This is a genomic window from Mycobacterium sp. NGS40, from assembly GCF_059812735.1.
Genome location: NZ_JCALDG010000004.1, coordinates 178,683 through 194,816 on the forward strand (window position 1 = coordinate 178,683; position 16,134 = coordinate 194,816).

Consider the following 16,134-nt stretch of genomic DNA (forward strand, 5'->3'; position numbering starts at 1 on the left):
CCAGCGCCCCAACACTTTCCGTCACAGTGACGTTTATAGTCTAGCCGGTCGCGACGACGGACGCGGAGTTCCAGGGCGCCAAGCGCTCGGACGATCCGTTCGATTCCGGCAGATCGTCACTGACATCCCACGTCGCGGAGAGCCGCCCCACTCCCAACGCAATTGCGCAGTGCAGACCGAGTTCCACAAGCTGATCTTCGCTGAAGTGCTTGCGTAACTCGTCGTAGACCACGTCATCGATGGCGAGGTGGTTGGTCGCGAACAACTCGGCGAAGCGCAGAGCCGATCGCTCGGCGTCCGAAAGATTGTCCGCGTCGGCGGGCCGCTCCAGCGAGCAGACCGCGTCCTCGTTGAGCCCGTCATCGATGGCGCTTTGGTAGCGCACCGCGATGCAGCTTCGGCACTGGTTGAAAAACGCGATCCGCAGCCGCACCAATTCAAGGAGCCGCGGCGACAAACTCCCGTTGCTGCGCAGCGCAGCGGTCAACGCGCCCAGGGCCTCGGCGGCCGCGGGCAGGCGACTGACGATGGAGGCAACGCCGAGGTTGATCCGATCCCCTTGACCGAGATTTTCAGTCGGCATCTCGGCAAAGGCTGCGGAAGGCGCGATTCGCGTCACTGCATCGTCTCCTATGTGCACCTGTCTGGGCCCCTGGAGTATCGCCATTCCGCCAGCCAGCGGCAATCATCGCTTCGGCAGGAATCCCGAAGGATCGGCAGCGCACGCAATGCAGCTTGACGAGTGTTACATCTCGTTGGAGCATGCGCACAGCGTCAGGCCGACCGATGACAACTGACATGTTCCTCAACTCCATTGACAGGGTGTGCGGGATGGAACTACGTCAGCTCGAGTACTTCATCGCTGTGGCGGACGAAATGAACTTCTCGCGCGCGGCACAGCGGGTCCACGTCGTCCAATCCGCCCTGTCCACGTCCGTCAGCAAGCTGGAGCGGGAACTCGGCGTAGAGCTGTTCAATCGGTCCAAGCAACAGATCAAACTGACGCCGGCGGGCGAGCTGTTTCGCGAGCATGCACGCCGCATCGTCCACAGCGCCCGGCTCGCCAAGGACTCAATCAACGACTACCTCGGTGAGCTTTCCGGCACCGTGGAAGTGGGTTCACTCGTATCCTTTGGGGCGCTGGACGTCCCGCGGGTACTGGGGGAATTTCACCGCACCTATCCCCAGGTGCAGATCATTCTGCGACTGAGCCCATCGGGTTCGATGCCGCATCTCTCCGCTATCTCCGACGGCACGCTCGACCTTGCCTTCGTTTCCGCTCCGGACCGCTTCCCGACGGGTATTGACATGAGGCTGCTGGCCGAGGAGCCGATGGTCTTTGTCTGCAGGGCCGATCATCATTTGGCACAGCGCGACCGCGTCGGCATCATTGAGCTTGCCCACGAGAACCTGATCGGATTCCCGGCCGAATTCGGCCTGCGCCGCATCGTGGAGAACGCTTTTACGGCGGCCGGCATCGCGGCGCGCACCCGATACGAAGCGGCGGTCAACTACGGGGTCGCATCCAGTTTGGTGCAGCACGGATTGGGCACCATGTTCATGCCCGCCAGCGACGCCGGCCGCTTTCCGGACCTCCGGGCGGTGCCGCTGCAGCCAGAGATCGTGTGGCCGATTTATCTCGCCATGAGCGGGCCGACGCGGGTCTCGCCGGCCGCCGCTAAGCTCGCCGAGCTGATCCTGGCGTCGGCAGCGCGACCAGGCCAGCAGTCGGCAGCCCAATTGCCTTAGCCAGCGGTTCCTATTCGCTTTTCCGTAGGCTGCTCGAACCGTCATCTCCAATTTTGATGGGTCGGATCATAACCATTCATTGGACACGATGATCCTTGGTTGCTCTGATGAAGAGACACAACCGAGCTCAGAGATTACGAGGTTGATGATCATGTCGCCGTCGCCGCAAAGCCCCCAGCTCGATAATCTCGCAACGCGATTCGAACGCGACGTCATTCCGCTGCGGGATCAGCTATTCCGTGCGGCACGCAGGTATACCCAAAGCCACGCCGACGCCGAGGACCTCGTCCAGGAAACCATGATCAAGGCGTATGTCGGATTTGGATCCTTCAGGGAAGGCACGAACCTACGCGCATGGCTCTTCACGATCATGAACCACACGCGAATCAATCACTACCGCACCGCCAAACGTCGTCCAACGGAGTGGCTGGCCGGCGACATCAGCGACTTTCTGCTTCCCGCGGGACCCGCACAGTCGATGGCGGGACGATTGTCGACTGAGACCGTAGTGCTCGATTCGATCGGCGATCCCGAGGTCCGCCAGGCACTTCAGCAGCTTCCAGAATCGCAGCAGCTGGCTGTTTACTACGCCGACGTCGAAGGCTTCCGGTACAAGGAAATCGGCGAAATCCTGAACATACCACTGGGTTCAGTCATGTCTCGCATCCACCGAGGGCGCAAAAACATGCGAAAGCTATTGACGGACTTCGCGATTGAGCAACGATACATCCGCGGAGGCGACGACGTGGTGGTCGCAGCCTAATAGCCGGCAGGCAACAACCTGCCCCAAATCCCGGTTGCCCTTTCTCTTGGGAGAACAACCGACTAGCCGACGAAGGGGGCTCCGTCGAACCGGTCACAGGTAGCGAACTCCGAGACCGGCCGGCGTCGCAACTTCGAAACTTGACGTACCGGCTTGCCCAACGGCACCAGTGCGGCAATGGCATACGAGTCGGGGATGCCGAGAAGATCTTTCGCCTGTGGCTCCTCGGCGACAACCATCGTTGTCAGCACTCCGCCAAATCCTTCATTGCGCGCGGCCAGCAACACGTTCCACACGAACGGGTACACCGAGGCACCGGGTACCACCGCGATGCGATCGAGATCCTGGTCGGTCGCGGCGACAACGCCGAGATTGACCAGGAACATCAACACGACCGGCGCCTCACGAAACGGCGCCGACATCTGAGCAGGCACCTGCGTCGCCTCGATCGTGGCCGCATCTAAGCTGGTCGGCTGCAACGGGTTCCATGGTGACTCGCCGTTGGCGAGCTGGGCGGTATAGCGGCGGGCCGCGGTAAGCCCGAGATCAGCCAACGCAGCCCGGGTGTCCTGGTCGCGCAGCACGATGACGCGCACGCCTTGCCGGTTGCCGCCGGTCGGTGCGAAGCGCGCGTTATCCAGGATGCGTTCGAGAACGTCATCGGGAAGCGGGTCGTCGGTGAATTCGCGCACTGCCGCGGTAGAACGCATAGCGTCGTACAACTCCATGCGCACCATCGTGCCGCAACCGGCGACAGCCGTGTTCAGGCCGCGTCGTGGAAGATCAATCCCAGCGTGTAGCGCCGGCCGGAGCGGACGGCGGACACCCCATGGCGTACCGGGGCCGCCGACCATCCTCGGGTCGACCGCACCGGCCGTTCTCTGGCGGTGAAGACATAGCCGTGTCCGCGCGGCAATGTTGTGGCCGTCCCCCGTGATTGCGCCCGGGCCCGCTGCTCGACGAGCAGGAATTCGCCTCCGGTGTGCGCGACGCCCGGCTCGTTGAGGTTGATGACGACCTGCAGCGGAAAGATGAGCTCTCCGTAGAGGTCTCGGTGCAGCGCATTCCAATCACCCGGGCCGTAGTTGAGCAGCAGTGCCGTGGGCTTGGTCTGGCCGGCGCGATGGCACGTGTCCAGCCATTCGTCGAGAGTGTCGGGCCACGGAGCCTGTCGCCCAAGCTTCGTCCACCAGTCCCGGGCGATCGGCAACAGCCGCGGGTAGAGCACCTGTTTCAGATCTTCGATCGGACCGGGGTAGGGCTGTTTGAAATAGCGATACTCGCCTTGCCCGTAGCGGTGCCGGCCCATGTCGACGATTGCGCGAAAACGACTGGCGTCGGCGTACAAATCGATGACCGAGGCGCACTCGGCAGGCGTGATCAGCTCCGGGAGCAGTGCACCGCCGACGTCGTTCATGTCGGCGGTGCACTGCTCCCAATCGGCGGCATCGACGCGCTGGCGCCAGGTCGAGACCATCAGAACAGCTTGCCAGCCAACGCGGGTGCCGGCGCCTCCAGCTCCAGCAAGAATCGTTTGCGTTTCAGGCCGCCCGCGTAACCCGTTAGTGCGCCGTCCTTTCCGACGACACGATGGCACGGAACGACGATGCTCAGCGGATTGCGCCCGACCGCCTGGCCTACTTCATAAGCGGTGGTGCCGTCGGCCAGTTCCTCGGCCAGCTCACCGTATGTCTTCGTCTGGCCGTACCCGATCCCGACAAGCCGATCCCAGATTCGGCGCCGACGCATTTCTCCCACCAACGCGATCGGAAGATCGAATCGAGTGCGCTCTCCGGCGAGATACTCATTCAGCTGCTCGGCGGTGCGACCGAGCAGATCGTCGGCAGCCGATCCGACGCACTCGCCCAGAGCATTCGCGGCCGGCGGGTGCCAGTGCTGCCGAAAATAAACCCCTGTCAAGGCGTCGCCGTCAGCGACCAGGGTCAGCTCGCCCAACGGGCTGTCGATCATCGTGTGTCGTGCTGTCATCGTTGAACCTCCTTTATTCCTGTAGACGTTGACCGGTCCGGCGGCGTGAGATGGGATGCGAATTGATTTCTCACATTTCACGATCCGCCGACGTCTTCCCATCGGGAGCAAGAGGAGATCGCATGATCAGCCATACCAACCGGTGACATCGCCGTGCAGGCCAACCAGGTGAAGATGCCGTTTGAGGCCGTCGTGGCACAGCACGGCGCGACAGTGTTGCGGGTGGTGCGCGCCGTGGTCGGGCACAGCGACGCCGACGACGCTTGGTCGGACACCTTCCTGGCCGCCTTGAAGGCCTACCCGCAACTGCCGGTCGGGGCCAATGTCGAGGCGTGGCTGGTCACCATTGCTCACCGCAAGGCCATCGACATCACTCGGGCGGCGGCAAGGCGGGCCATCCCGGTCGCCGATACCCCCGACTCCCCCGCCGGGGAACGAGCCGATGGACACGACCTCGACCTGGATGCGGCCGTGGGTGCACTGCCGCCCAAGCAACGTCACGCCGTGGCCTACCACTATCTGGCGGGCCTGCCCTACGCCGAGATCGCAACGATCCTCGACAGCAGCGTCGACGCTGCCCGCCGGGCCGCAGCCGATGGCATCGCCACCCTGCGGCGCACCTATCCCCTTCTCGACAACGCAAGGAATCATCATGGCCTCGACTGACCTCACTCACCTCTACCCCGTCGATGCGAATCATCTGCGACGCCTGCGCACCCGCCTGGAACGGGATGCACAGGCTGGAGATCTGCTCGACATCGCCTATCGCACAATGGATTCCGCAGTCGGGCCGCTGCTGCTGGCCGCCACCCCGCTGGGACTGGTCAGGGTGGCTTTCGCGAACGAGGACCGAGACGGCGTGCTGCTGACGCTCTCCGAACGGATCAGTCCGCGGATGCTTGAGGCGCCGGCGCGGCTGGATCCGATCGTGCGACAGCTGGACGAATACTTTGCCGGCCGCCGGCACACCTTCGACGTCACGCTGGACTGGTCACTGTCGCGCGGGTTTCGGCGCACGGTGCTAGAGCACCTCAACACCGACGTCAGCTACGGCACCACGGCCAGCTACGCCACGCTGGCGCGACTCGCCGGCTCTCCCAACGCGGTGCGCGCGGTGGGCACCGCGTGCGCGACCAACCCCATCCCGATCGTGGTGCCGTGTCATCGGGTGATCCGATCCGACGGTGCCGCGGGGGCCTACCGCGGCGGACCCGTCGCCAAACGCCTGCTGCTCGACCTTGAGCACCGGGGATGACGACGGCAGGACCGGCGCGCAACCGCGTCTCACCGGTGGGCGTGATCATCGCCGTTCCCGGCCGGGGCGCCTGGATGGGCAACCGCGGGCGTCTGCACGAAGGCCGCGCCAGCCGCGACGTCGTTCGCAACCATCAGCACAAGACCTGGATTACCTGTGTGCTGTCGTTCCGGGGCCGCCGAGTGGCGCAGTGGGAACCCAACCGCTACACGCCGCTGTTCTTCCTCGACGAGGCGGTGGCGCTGGCTGCCGGACATCGCCCGTGCGGCGAATGCCGGCAACGCGACTACCTGGCCTATCGATCGTTATGGGTCGAAACACGTTGCGGGACAAACCCTTATGGCAAAGAAATGGACACCCAGCTACACCGAGAACGGCGCGACAAGACCGGCCACCGCGCCCGTTGGATCGATCTGCCCGACGGGGCATTCGTCGCCACAGATTCCGGTCCAGCCGTCGTCGTCGGCGGTCACCTCGCGGCCTGGGACCAAGACAACACGTACCGGCACAAGTTACTTCGGCCCGTAAGCGGTCAGGCCACGGTGCTCACCCCGCCGTCCACAGTGCGAATCTTGCGCGCCGGATACCCCGTTCAGATTGATGACGCGGCCCGCTAGCCCCCCGGGGCAACAACGTTCCCGCTGTGTATGGTCAAAATGGCCTGCCGGCGTAAGGGGACAGAGAACACCCATGGCGAATGCCCTGCCCGAGGATGCCTTCACCGGACCACAAGCCGTGGATCCCGATCTGCGTAAGGTGGCCCGCCTGCTGCCCCGGGGATACGCCCTGCATCGCGGGTACAAGGTTCAGCGAGCCGTCATGGGTGTCCTGGGCAACGCCGGCCGGCTCCGCGATGTACCGGTGGTCGCGGTCAACAAACACGTCAAAGTCCGCATGCATCGTCCGGCGGGCCTCCCCGAGCGGGCACCCGCGCTGCTGTGGATCCATGGCGGCGGCACCATCATGGGAACGCCCGTCCAGGATGACAAGTTCTGCCGCAAGCTATCTCGTCTCACCGGCGTCGCGGTGGCAGCCGTCAAATACCGCCTCGCACCCGAGCACCCGTACCCGACACCGGTCGACGACTGCTATGCGGCGCTGCGGTGGCTCGCCCGCCAGCCGTGGGTCAACCCCGAGCGAATCGCTGTCGGCGGCGCAAGCGCCGGTGGACATTTCGCCGCAGCACTGGCCCAACGCGCACACGACCGCAGCGACGTCAAAATCGCCTACCAGATGCTGGTCTATCCCATGCTCGACGATCGCACCGGCGCGAATGGGGACGGCCGCAAGCGCATCATGTGGACCGAAGACGATAACCAGCAGGCGTGGCGGTGGTACCTCGACGGAGCGGATCCCATCGTGGCGGCCCCGGGGCGTCGAACGGACCTGTCCGGGCTACCGCCGGCGTGGATCGGCGTTGGGACGTTGGACCTCTTCTATCAGGAGTGCCTCGATTACGCGCGGCGGTTGCGCGAGGCGGGCGTACCCGTCCACGAGGAAATCGCCCCCGGCGCGTTTCACGCGTTCGACAACATCGTGGAGAAGGCGCCGATCTCGGCGAAGTTCTTCGCCAGCCAGCGCGATCATCTCTGGGCCGCTTTGGCGTCGCCGGCCGAGGATTAGCCGGGCTAAGCGCGCCTCTTAACGAGCTAGTTGACTGCAAAATGTGCAGAACGTGCAACTATGGGGGTATGGCCAACCCGATGGGACTGCGTGAGCGGCGTCGCCGCGAAACCAGCGCAGACATCCGCGACGCCGCGGTGCGGTTGGCCCTCGAGCGCGGCTTCGACAAGGTGACCATCGAGGAAATCTGCGCCGAAGCCGGAATCTCGACGCGCACGTTCTTCAACTACTTCCCGAATAAAGAGTCCGCCATCGCCTATGGCCCCTCGGACATTCCAGCCGAGTTGGTCGCGGATTTCGTCGCGGCCGGTCCCGCCCGCTACTCCGTCGTGCTGGCCGAGCTGATCACCCTGGCAGCGCACCATCTGCGCGACGTGCCGCCACTGCGCGAGCAGGCGGCCCACATGCTCGAACTCGCCAAAACCTCCCCCGCGGTGTTGGCCGCGTTCCTCGCGGACCTGGAGCGCTTTCAGCTTCAGCTGACCGACATCATCGTGCGCCGCCAGGACATGAAGCCGGACGACGAGATGGCCGCCTTGATTTCCGCGCTGGCACTGACCGCGGTACGTTCCGGCCTCGAAAAGTGGGCAAGTAGCGAACCGGTGGATCCCGACGACACGCCGATGCCGTATGTCGAGCGGGCCGCCGCGCTGGTGAACAGCATCTTCACCGAGTGATCTGAAACACCGCGGGCAAATCTTGCATGATCTGCAAGATATGCAGATCATGTAGTATGCGCTGGTGGCGGTGTTCGGGGACGCTCCCCGGCAAGGGCCGACCCCGATGCTGACTCAAGCGGCCGGTGCGCTCGAGGGTCCGCGAGTCATGCGGGCGGTGGCCACACGATGGTGACGAGAAAAGGACTCACGTAGTTGTTGCTATCGAAGATTGTGCGCAACGCCTGGTTGCCGCTCTTGATCGTGGCGGTGGTGGTGGTCGGTGGTTTCGCCGTGGTCCGGGTCAAGTCCTTCTTCGGCGCCAACGACACCGGCGTCCTGACGAGTCCGCGGCTCGACGACTCCAAGCCGTTCAAACCCAAGGTCGTCAAGTACGAAGTCTTCGGCTCGGCGAGCCACGCGAACGTGAACTACCTGGATCTGTCGGCCGACCCGCAGCGGATCGACGGTGCGCCGTTGCCCTGGACGATGGTCCTCAAGACCACCGCTCCGTCGGTCTTCCCAAATCTTTCGGCGCAAAGCGACGGTGACTACCTCGGGTGCCGCATCACCATCGATGACGAAATCAAAGACGAGAAGATAACCACCGGCGTGCACGCCCTGACCTTCTGCCTGGTGAAATCCGCATGAGTACAACGTTTAACGACGCCCGCACCGACGCGCTCCCGACCGCCGCAGCGCCGGTGCGGGAGAAGATCCCGCGCTTCATCCGGAAATTCGCCGTACTGATCATCCTGGGTTGGATCGCACTGATCGCGGTGCTCAGCACGATCGTCCCCGACCTGGACACGGTCGGGAAGATGCGCTCGGTCTCGATGGCCCCCGACGATGCGCAATCGGTGGTCGCGACAAAGCGCATGGGCGCTGAGTTCAAGGAGTACAAGTCCAACAGCTCGATCATGATCGTTCTCGAGGGGCAACAGCCGCTCGGCGCCGATGCCCACGCCTACTACGACAAAATCGTTCAGAAGCTCGACGCCGACACCAAACACGTTGAGCACGTTCAGGACATGTGGAGTGACCCACTGACCGGGGCGGGTGCGCAGAGCAACGACGGCAAGGCCGCCTATGTCCAGGTCTATCTCGCCGGAAACCAAGGCGAGTCGCTGGCGAACGAGTCCGTCGAGTCGGTTCAGAACATCGTCAAAAGTGTGCCTCCACCCAACGGGGTGAAGGCGTACGTCACCGGACCCGCCGCGCTCTCAGCCGACCAGCATGTGGCCGGTGACCGCAGCGTGCAAATCATCACGATGTGCACGTTCACCGTGATCATCGCGATGATGTTGCTGGTCTACCGTTCCATCGTCACAGTGCTGCTCACGCTGGTGATGGTGGTACTGGAACTGTCGGCCGCACGCGGAATGGTCGCGTTCCTGGGCTACTACAACATCATTGGGCTGTCGACCTTCGCGACCAACCTGATCGTCACGTTGGCGATCGCGGCCGCCACGGACTACGCGATCTTTTTGATCGGCCGATATCAGGAAGCCCGAGGTAAGGGCGATTCCCGCGAAGACGCCTATTACGACATGTTCCATGGCACCGCGCATGTGGTGCTCGGCTCGGGCCTGACCATCGCCGGTGCGACGTTCTGTCTGCACTTCACCAACCTGCCGTACTTCCAGACGCTGGGCATCCCGTTGGCCATCGGCATGGTGGTCGTGGTCCTGGCCGCGTTGACACTCGGGCCCGCGGTCATCACGGTGGCAACGCGCTTCGGTAAGACGCTCGAACCCAAGCGCACGCAGCGTATTCGGATGTGGCGCAAGATCGGCGCAGTTATCGTGCGGTGGCCCGGGCCGATCCTGGTCATGACGATCGGCATCGCACTCGTCGGCCTGCTGACACTGCCCGGGTACCGCACCAACTACAACGACCGCAATTATCTGCCCGACGATCTGCCGGCCAACGAGGGATACGCTGCCGCCGATCGGCACTTTTCGCATGCACGCATGAATCCCGAAGTGCTGATGATCGAAAGCGACCACGATCTGCGCAACTCCGCGGACTTCTTGGTCATCGACAAGATCGCCAAGACGATCTTCCGGGTGCCGGGAATCGGTCGCGTGCAGGCCATCACCAGGCCCGAGGGCACGCCGATCGAGCACACCTCGATCCCGTTCCAGATGAGCATGCAGGGCGTCACCCAGCAGATGAATCAGAAGTACCAAGAAGACCAGATGGCCGACATGCTCAAGCAGGCCGACATGATGCAGACGACGATCGACAGCATGACCAAGATGCAGAGCATCACCGTGCAGATGTCCAACGATATGCATCAGATGGTCAAGAAGATGCACGACATGACGATCGACATCAACGAATTACGTAACCACATGGCCGATTTCGAGGACTTCTTCCGGCCGATCCGCAGTTACCTCTACTGGGAGAAACACTGCTTCGACATCCCGGTGTGCTGGTCACTGCGCTCGGTCTTCGACGGCCTCGACGGCATTGACACGATGACCGATGACATCGAGAGCCTGCTTCCGATCATGGACCATCTCGACACCCTGATGCCTCAGATGGTGGCGCTGATGCCGTCGATGATCGAGAACATGAAGGCCATGAAAACGACGATGCTGACCATGTATTCGACCCAGAAGGGTCTGCAGGATCAGCAGAACGAGGCCCAGAAGAACGGCAACGCGATGGGCAAGGCGTTCGACGCGTCCAAGAATGACGACTCGTTCTATCTGCCGCCGGAGATCTTCAACAACAACGAGTTCAAGAAAGGCATGAAGAACTTCATCTCCCCCGATGGCCACGCCGTGCGTTTCATCATCAGTCACGACGGCGATCCGATGTCGGCGGAAGGCATCGCGCATATCGCGGCGATCAAGAAGGCCGCCTACGAAGCGCTCAAGGGCACACCACTGGAGGGCTCCAAGATCTATCTCGGAGGCACCGCGGCAATTTACAAGGACCTCAGTGACGGCAACACCTATGACTTGCTGATCGCCGGAATAGCCTCACTCTGCTTGATTTTCATCATCATGCTGATCATCACCCGAGGTGTGGTGGCCTCGGCGGTCATCGTCGGAACCGTCCTGCTTTCACTGGGCGCGTCGTTCGGACTGTCGGTGCTGATCTGGCAACACATCATCGGCATCGAGCTGCACTGGATGGTGTTGGCGATGTCGGTCATCATCCTGCTTGCCGTGGGCGCCGACTACAACTTGCTGCTGGTGGCGCGGTTCAAAGAAGAGATTCACGCCGGCCTGAACACCGGAATCATCCGGTCGATGGGCGGCACCGGTTCCGTCGTCACCTCGGCGGGGCTCGTCTTCGCCTTCACCATGATGACCATGGCGGTCAGCGAGCTGACCGTCATCGGACAGGTGGGTACTACGATCGGCCTGGGCTTGCTCTTCGACACGCTGATCGTGCGGTCGCTGATGACGCCGTCCATCGCGGCGCTGTTGGGCAAGTGGTTCTGGTGGCCGCAACGGGTGCGACAACGCCCGGTGCCATCGCCATGGCCGAAGCCGGCCACCGAACCCGAATCGGTAACCGCCGCTACGTAACCCACTCGGGCTGCGCGTCCGTCTGGACGGCGGAGAAGTCTTTGTGCCCCAGGCCGGCGGTGGTGCCGCCGTCGACCACGAACTCCGAACCCGTGGAATAGCTGGACTCGTCGCTGGCCAGATAGACCACCAGGCTGGAGACCTCCTTAGGATCGGCAGCCCGGCCGAGCGCGGTCTGGAAGATGTCGTCAGGAACCCACTCGGTCATCGGGGTCTTGATCAGGCCGGGATGGATCGAGTTCACCCGGATTCCGCTGGGCCCGAGCTCCAGCGCCGCCGACTTGGTCAGCCCCCGGACAGCGAATTTCGTTGCCGTGTAACCATGGCAGGCGATCGTGCCGGCGATACCTTCGATCGAAGAGATGTTGATGATCGAGCCTCGTCCGGCTTCCTTCATCGGTTTCACCACGGCGCGGATGCCGAGAAACACACCGGTCAAATTGATGTCGAGGATCCGCTGCCATTCCGTGAGCGCGTAGTCCTCGAAGGTGCCGATGTTGATGATGCCGGCGTTGTTCACCAGCACGTCGATGCTGCCGAACTCGTGCAGCGCGGTGGCCACCGCGGCATCCCAGTCGTCGGGCTTCGTCACATCGAGGTGCAGGTAGCGAGCCGAGTCGCCCACCTCGGCCGCCACTGCCTTGCCTTCGTCGTCGAGGATGTCGCCGAACACGACCTTGGCTCCCTCGTCCACCAGCATCCGCACATGCGAGGCACCCATCCCCCGGGCACCCCCACTAATCAGCGCCACCTTGCCCGCCAACCGTTCTGCCACCGTGTTCTCCTGTCATGTGGTGCGTCATCCGGGTCCGAATAGGCTGCAGCCGAGGCACGCTACTCTGGACCAGTCGTCACCATACATATATGTGTGCGTGTATGACGGCGATACTCGTCAATCGCCACGCTCGCCCGGGACTGGAATGAGGGATGGCGGCGCATCGATTCGCTACGTTCGCGCGCAAGCTGTTGAGCGGAGATCCAAGCCGGGTGTGACTCGAGGACAATTACTTTCGCCCCTGCAACGCGAGCCATCATTGGCTACTCCTCTACCGGCGAAAATGGCCCAAGGCCATGCTCATGACTCTGATCTCAGCAATTCACGAGACCCCCTGAAAAGGGCCCGAAGTCGCTAGCGCGGAGGACTTTCGTCAGCTGCACCGTGATCAGGAGCGCGCGCTGCCTCGATGCGTGCCGCTGGCCTCGACGAGGTGCGCGACCCCATCCTCGATTCCCGCGGCCAGTGCGTCGATGTCGGGCGCAGTGTCGTAGTCGGCGGTGATGCCGAAGATGAACTGGTCGGCGTAACTGAGCATCGCGACGGCGGTACGCACATTGAGCGCGATCGGCGGGATCGGAAGGATCTCCAGCACCCGCCGGCCCATCAGTTTCTGCCCGTCCCGGGGACCGGGAACGTTGGTCGCCACCGCGACCACTGCCTTCTGGGGCAGTCGGGACAGCAAACGGATGGCCCATGCCGTGAACGCGAACGGGACATTTTTGGCCGCCGCGGTCAGCGCCGTGCCTCCTTCGCGTTGACCGCTCGCCTTGGCCCGCGTGAGCCGACTGTGCACCAGTTGCAGCTGCTTCAGCGGGTCCGCCTCGTCGACGGGTAACAACGGCAGCATTGCCGAGACCTGATTGTCGGCCATATTGAAGTGGTTCGTCGCGCGGACCGAAACCGGAACGAGTGTGCGCAGCGAGTTGTGGCCGGGCCGCTCCCCGCGCTCCAGCAAGATCTTGCGGTAACTGTCGGTGATCGCCGCCAGCGCTACGTCGTTGAGCGTCACGCCGAATGCCCGAGCAACCTTCTGCAGGTCAGCCAACCGAACCCGGGCCACACTGTAGCGGCGCTGCGACTTAACCGGTCCGTTCAGCGACGAATCGGGCGCCGCGCTGAGCACACCGGCAGTCAGCTCGGCCGCACCCATCACCATGTGCTCGAGCGCGGCCGCCGCGGCAAACGCGCTTCGCCCTATCCCGCTGACCCAGTTCAGCGGGTTCAAACTGATCTTCGGCAAGCCCAGCCCATGACGGACCGGCTCCTTGGCTGCACGAATGGCGGTCGCAAAGCTGTCGCCACCGCCGCTATCGCTGAACTTTGCCAGGATCTGCGTCGTCGCGATCCCATCGGCGATGCAGTGATGGACCTTGGTCAGCACGGCCCACCGGTCCTCGCTCAGCCCCTCGAAAATCCAGCACTCCCAGAGTGGGCGCTCACGATCGAGCCGTCGCTCCATCACCGACGCGACCATCTCGAATAACGCGGCGTCGTCGCCAGGGTGCGGCAGCGCGAGACGATGCAGGTGCCGTGAGACGTCGAAGTGCGGGTCGTCGGCCCATTCGGGTGAGCCGAGATCTAGCGGATGCGTCCGCAGGACCTGCCTGCAGCGCGGAATCTGCGGTGCCCGTTCGGCAAAGGTCGAAACGAACTCCTCGTAACTCGGAGCGGGGCCTTCGATGATCGAGACGCTGCCGATCGCCAGACTCACGTGCGGATCGGAGTCTTCGACCTCGAGGAAGGTGGCATCGAAAGCGCTCAAATGCTCCACTGCGACACAGTCCCTTCTGGCGGCGGCTGACGGTAGACCGCGGCACCGGCCGTGATCCCGGCACCGGCGGCAACGAACAGCACCTGTGCGCCGCCAGGCAGTCGGTCAACCTGTCGCTCGAATGCTGCCGCCAGCGCGGCGGTATGCATCCGTTGGTCGTCGGCGATGCTGATCCTGTCGACCGGCAGCCCAAACCGGTTGCTCAGCGCGGTGCGGTATTCCTGCCGCGCGGGTGCGGCGACGATCACGTCGATGTCGGAAAGCCGGACGGACTGCGCGGCCAGGCAGGCGTGCACCGCCGCTGCGGCAACCGCAGCGAATCGCTCATCGAGCGCGGCGGACTGGCTGAATCGAAGAACATTACGCGCGTCAGCGAATCCTACTGTCGCAGAGAATATTTCGTCTTCATATGGTGCGCCGCTGTCGTTAACCCAGGACACGTTGCTCAGACCATAGCTGTCGTCAGTCCATCCGCAGAGCAACGCGGCACCGGCGGCCGAGAATGGAAAGTGTTCGCTCATGCCATGGCCCGGATCGGCGTCGCTGGCCACGATAAGGGCGCGCCGAATGCTGTGCGTTCGCAGGAATCCGTCGACGATCTGCAGCGCCGTCAGCACCCCGCAGGCACCGTTGGCGATGTCGAAGGAAAAAGTGCCGTGCGCATCACCGTGCGGGTCCTCGGGGTTGGCGCCGATGTCGTCCTGAATCAGCGCAGCCAGCGCGGGCTCCCCCAGATTGCGGTCACGGTAAATACCGGCATTGACCACGAGATCCAATTCACTTGGCTCGCAACCAGCGTGCAGCAGGCAATCCTCGGCGGCACTGACCGCGAGGCGCAGCGCGCTGTGCCGGTCACGCCACCGTGCCTGGGAGATATCGACTTGTTCAATGACGGTGCCCATAACGGCTCACCAAATCCTCATCCAGGGTCAGTAAGACCACACCGATCTCGAGTCCCGAAGCCAGGGCAAGCAGCGCGACCCTTTCTCCGGCCTCGATGCGTCCCGCTTCGAGTTCCTCGACGAGGGCCACCGTGTGAGTCGTCGAGGCCGTGTTGCCATACCGGTCGACGGTGATCACGGCGTCGTGCCGGGGACTGTCGCCGAACGCCTCCGACATTCGGGCCATTCCTTTGCGAATAGCGCGCGCCGAAGTCTGGTGGGTGATCACATGGTCGATGTCGTGAATCGAAATACCGACGGTGTCGAGCACTTCATGCAGTAACAGCGGAGTGTTGGCGATCGCGGCCTTCTGAATCGCGCGGGAATTGGTGAACATCCGCGCACCCGGATCATGGCCTTTTGGATAGGCCAGGCAGAGCCTACTGTAATCGGCGACGGTAGTGAATCCGGCCAGGCTGATACCGGCTGAGCCGGCGGGCGCGCGCTCCAACAGCAGCGCCGCGCCGGCATCCCCGAGAGTCAGGCACGCAAGCTCTTTGCTCATGATGTTGCGAATGTGCCGGGCTGCGTTGTGGCCGAGTTGGGAGATGTACTCGCCGCTGACCACGAGCCCACGCTCGACAATGCCCTGCCGGATCCAGTTGTTCAAAATCGTTACCCCGGTGAGCATTCCGGCGCACGCATTCGACACATCGAACGTCATTGCCTGCGGTGCCCCGATCCCACGAGCGATCGCACCGCTCATCGACGGCTCGAGCCATTGGGTCAGGCCGCCCCGGAGTTTCGTGATGCTACAGCTGATAACCACGTCAAGGGATGCCGGATCCTGTTGCGCGGTGGCGAGGCAATTCAGTGCCGCCGAGGTGGCCAGGGTGTAGGAATCCTCGTCCCCCACCGAAACGCGCCGTTCGTGAATCCCGGTCAATCGTTCCAGATCGATGTGGGTGCGGTGGCGCGTGGTCGCCATCAGTTCGTCTGTGGTCAGGTGGGTTTCGGGCAGATGCCGGCCGGCAGCTGCCAGCCGGGCGACGAACGGCGCCGGAGGCCCGTCGCCGGATGCCTCCATCACCAACCAATGCCGAGCCATCTGCCTTACTCCT

At 63.4% G+C, this 16,134-nt stretch carries 17 protein-coding genes; 9 read left to right on the forward strand and 8 right to left on the reverse strand.

The genetic code is table 11. The annotated features are described in order from the left end of the window. Window positions 1–40 precede the first annotated feature (40 nt). A complete protein-coding gene (locus AC5Y5O_RS08530) occupies window positions 41–583 on the reverse strand; it encodes a carboxymuconolactone decarboxylase family protein (protein ID WP_500024656.1) in 543 nt (180 codons plus the stop codon). Window positions 584–831: 248 nt separating this feature from the next. Between AC5Y5O_RS08530 and AC5Y5O_RS08535 the strand changes: the two genes are divergently transcribed. Both AC5Y5O_RS08535 and AC5Y5O_RS08540 read left to right on the forward strand, forming a co-directional pair. Beyond that, on the forward strand, window positions 832–1,749 hold the full coding sequence (locus AC5Y5O_RS08535) for a LysR substrate-binding domain-containing protein (RefSeq protein ID WP_096288130.1): 918 nt from the start codon (window positions 832–834) through the stop codon (window positions 1,747–1,749). 88 nt (window positions 1,750–1,837) lie between these two features. Continuing rightward, window positions 1,838–2,512 (forward strand): sigma-70 family RNA polymerase sigma factor, encoded by a 675-nt coding sequence (locus AC5Y5O_RS08540; RefSeq protein WP_500024797.1) that lies wholly within the window; start codon window positions 1,838–1,840, stop codon window positions 2,510–2,512. Between the two features lie 62 nt (window positions 2,513–2,574). On the opposite strand, the gene AC5Y5O_RS08545 is transcribed toward AC5Y5O_RS08540, so the two are convergent. Genes AC5Y5O_RS08545 through AC5Y5O_RS08555 form a run of 3 tightly spaced genes read right to left on the reverse strand, consistent with a single transcriptional unit; the run spans window position 2,575 to window position 4,501 of the window. After that, window positions 2,575–3,240 (reverse strand): nitroreductase family protein, encoded by a 666-nt coding sequence (locus AC5Y5O_RS08545; protein ID WP_500024658.1) that lies wholly within the window; start codon window positions 3,238–3,240, stop codon window positions 2,575–2,577. Between the two features lie 35 nt (window positions 3,241–3,275). Next, entirely contained in the window at window positions 3,276–3,989 is a 714-nt protein-coding gene (locus AC5Y5O_RS08550; protein ID WP_500024660.1) for a 2OG-Fe(II) oxygenase, read from the reverse strand. Then, the gene (locus AC5Y5O_RS08555; RefSeq protein ID WP_096288136.1) at window positions 3,989–4,501 is read right to left on the reverse strand and encodes a methylated-DNA--[protein]-cysteine S-methyltransferase; all 513 of its coding nucleotides are present in this window, start codon (window positions 4,499–4,501) and stop codon (window positions 3,989–3,991) included. The genes AC5Y5O_RS08550 and AC5Y5O_RS08555 overlap by 1 nt, the downstream gene beginning before the upstream one ends. A 174-nt stretch (window positions 4,502–4,675) precedes the next feature. Between AC5Y5O_RS08555 and AC5Y5O_RS08560 the strand changes: the two genes are divergently transcribed. The 7 genes from AC5Y5O_RS08560 to AC5Y5O_RS08590 all read left to right on the forward strand — a co-directional run bounded on the left by AC5Y5O_RS08560 (window position 4,676) and on the right by AC5Y5O_RS08590 (window position 11,583). Further along, a complete protein-coding gene (locus AC5Y5O_RS08560; protein WP_096291172.1) occupies window positions 4,676–5,167 on the forward strand; it encodes an RNA polymerase sigma factor in 492 nt (163 codons plus the stop codon). Then, window positions 5,154–5,756, forward strand: coding sequence for a methylated-DNA--[protein]-cysteine S-methyltransferase (locus AC5Y5O_RS08565; protein WP_096288138.1), 603 nt, complete (start codon window positions 5,154–5,156; stop codon window positions 5,754–5,756). The genes AC5Y5O_RS08560 and AC5Y5O_RS08565 overlap by 14 nt, the downstream gene beginning before the upstream one ends. Beyond that, on the forward strand, window positions 5,753–6,373 hold the full coding sequence (locus AC5Y5O_RS08570; RefSeq protein ID WP_500024664.1) for a hypothetical protein: 621 nt from the start codon (window positions 5,753–5,755) through the stop codon (window positions 6,371–6,373). Before AC5Y5O_RS08565 ends, AC5Y5O_RS08570 begins: the two co-directional genes overlap by 4 nt. Window positions 6,374–6,446: 73 nt before the next feature. Further along, entirely contained in the window at window positions 6,447–7,379 is a 933-nt protein-coding gene (locus AC5Y5O_RS08575; protein WP_096288142.1) for an alpha/beta hydrolase, read from the forward strand. A gap of 68 nt (window positions 7,380–7,447) precedes the next feature. Continuing rightward, entirely contained in the window at window positions 7,448–8,056 is a 609-nt protein-coding gene (locus AC5Y5O_RS08580) for a TetR family transcriptional regulator (RefSeq protein WP_096288144.1), read from the forward strand. 213 nt (window positions 8,057–8,269) lie between these two features. Further along, entirely contained in the window at window positions 8,270–8,686 is a 417-nt protein-coding gene (locus tag AC5Y5O_RS08585; RefSeq protein WP_096288146.1) for an MmpS family transport accessory protein, read from the forward strand. Then, the gene (locus AC5Y5O_RS08590) at window positions 8,683–11,583 is read left to right on the forward strand and encodes an MMPL/RND family transporter (RefSeq protein ID WP_096288148.1); all 2,901 of its coding nucleotides are present in this window, start codon (window positions 8,683–8,685) and stop codon (window positions 11,581–11,583) included. Before AC5Y5O_RS08585 ends, AC5Y5O_RS08590 begins: the two co-directional genes overlap by 4 nt. Here the strand turns inward: AC5Y5O_RS08590 and AC5Y5O_RS08595 are convergent. The 4 genes from AC5Y5O_RS08595 to AC5Y5O_RS08610 all read right to left on the reverse strand — a co-directional run bounded on the left by AC5Y5O_RS08595 (window position 11,576) and on the right by AC5Y5O_RS08610 (window position 16,121). Next, window positions 11,576–12,358, reverse strand: a complete 783-nt coding sequence (locus AC5Y5O_RS08595) for an SDR family oxidoreductase (protein ID WP_096288150.1) — start codon at window positions 12,356–12,358, stop codon at window positions 11,576–11,578. The two genes, AC5Y5O_RS08590 and AC5Y5O_RS08595, sit on opposite strands and share 8 nt — an antisense overlap. A 388-nt stretch (window positions 12,359–12,746) precedes the next feature. Further along, the gene (locus AC5Y5O_RS08600; RefSeq protein ID WP_500024667.1) at window positions 12,747–14,132 is read right to left on the reverse strand and encodes a WS/DGAT/MGAT family O-acyltransferase; all 1,386 of its coding nucleotides are present in this window, start codon (window positions 14,130–14,132) and stop codon (window positions 12,747–12,749) included. Further along, on the reverse strand, window positions 14,120–15,034 hold the full coding sequence (locus tag AC5Y5O_RS08605; protein WP_096288154.1) for a 3-oxoacyl-[acyl-carrier-protein] synthase III C-terminal domain-containing protein: 915 nt from the start codon (window positions 15,032–15,034) through the stop codon (window positions 14,120–14,122). The genes AC5Y5O_RS08600 and AC5Y5O_RS08605 overlap by 13 nt, the downstream gene beginning before the upstream one ends. Beyond that, complete coding sequence (locus AC5Y5O_RS08610; RefSeq protein WP_096288156.1) at window positions 15,018–16,121, reverse strand: 3-oxoacyl-ACP synthase III family protein; 1,104 nt, start codon at window positions 16,119–16,121, stop codon at window positions 15,018–15,020. The genes AC5Y5O_RS08605 and AC5Y5O_RS08610 overlap by 17 nt, the downstream gene beginning before the upstream one ends. Window positions 16,122–16,134 lie beyond the last annotated feature (13 nt).

Bases quoted from the DNA above. Each gene is read 5' to 3' on its own strand.
- AC5Y5O_RS08580 (WP_096288144.1), top strand. From the start codon at position 7,448: ATGGCCAACCCGATGGGACTGCGTGAGCGGCGTCGCCGCGAAACCAGC.
- AC5Y5O_RS08590 (WP_096288148.1), top strand. From the start codon at position 8,683: ATGAGTACAACGTTTAACGACGCCCGCACCGACGCGCTCCCGACCGCC.
- AC5Y5O_RS08605 (WP_096288154.1), bottom strand. From the start codon at position 15,034: ATGGGCACCGTCATTGAACAAGTCGATATCTCCCAGGCACGGTGGCGT.
- AC5Y5O_RS08550 (WP_500024660.1), bottom strand. From the start codon at position 3,989: ATGGTCTCGACCTGGCGCCAGCGCGTCGATGCCGCCGATTGGGAGCAG.
- AC5Y5O_RS08610 (WP_096288156.1), bottom strand. From the start codon at position 16,121: ATGGCTCGGCATTGGTTGGTGATGGAGGCATCCGGCGACGGGCCTCCG.
- AC5Y5O_RS08540 (WP_500024797.1), top strand. From the start codon at position 1,838: ATGATCCTTGGTTGCTCTGATGAAGAGACACAACCGAGCTCAGAGATT.
- AC5Y5O_RS08535 (WP_096288130.1), top strand. From the start codon at position 832: ATGGAACTACGTCAGCTCGAGTACTTCATCGCTGTGGCGGACGAAATG.
- AC5Y5O_RS08560 (WP_096291172.1), top strand. From the start codon at position 4,676: ATGCCGTTTGAGGCCGTCGTGGCACAGCACGGCGCGACAGTGTTGCGG.
- AC5Y5O_RS08555 (WP_096288136.1), bottom strand. From the start codon at position 4,501: ATGACAGCACGACACACGATGATCGACAGCCCGTTGGGCGAGCTGACC.
- AC5Y5O_RS08530 (WP_500024656.1), bottom strand. From the start codon at position 583: ATGCCGACTGAAAATCTCGGTCAAGGGGATCGGATCAACCTCGGCGTT.
- AC5Y5O_RS08570 (WP_500024664.1), top strand. From the start codon at position 5,753: ATGACGACGGCAGGACCGGCGCGCAACCGCGTCTCACCGGTGGGCGTG.
- AC5Y5O_RS08565 (WP_096288138.1), top strand. From the start codon at position 5,154: ATGGCCTCGACTGACCTCACTCACCTCTACCCCGTCGATGCGAATCAT.
- AC5Y5O_RS08575 (WP_096288142.1), top strand. From the start codon at position 6,447: ATGGCGAATGCCCTGCCCGAGGATGCCTTCACCGGACCACAAGCCGTG.
- AC5Y5O_RS08545 (WP_500024658.1), bottom strand. From the start codon at position 3,240: ATGGAGTTGTACGACGCTATGCGTTCTACCGCGGCAGTGCGCGAATTC.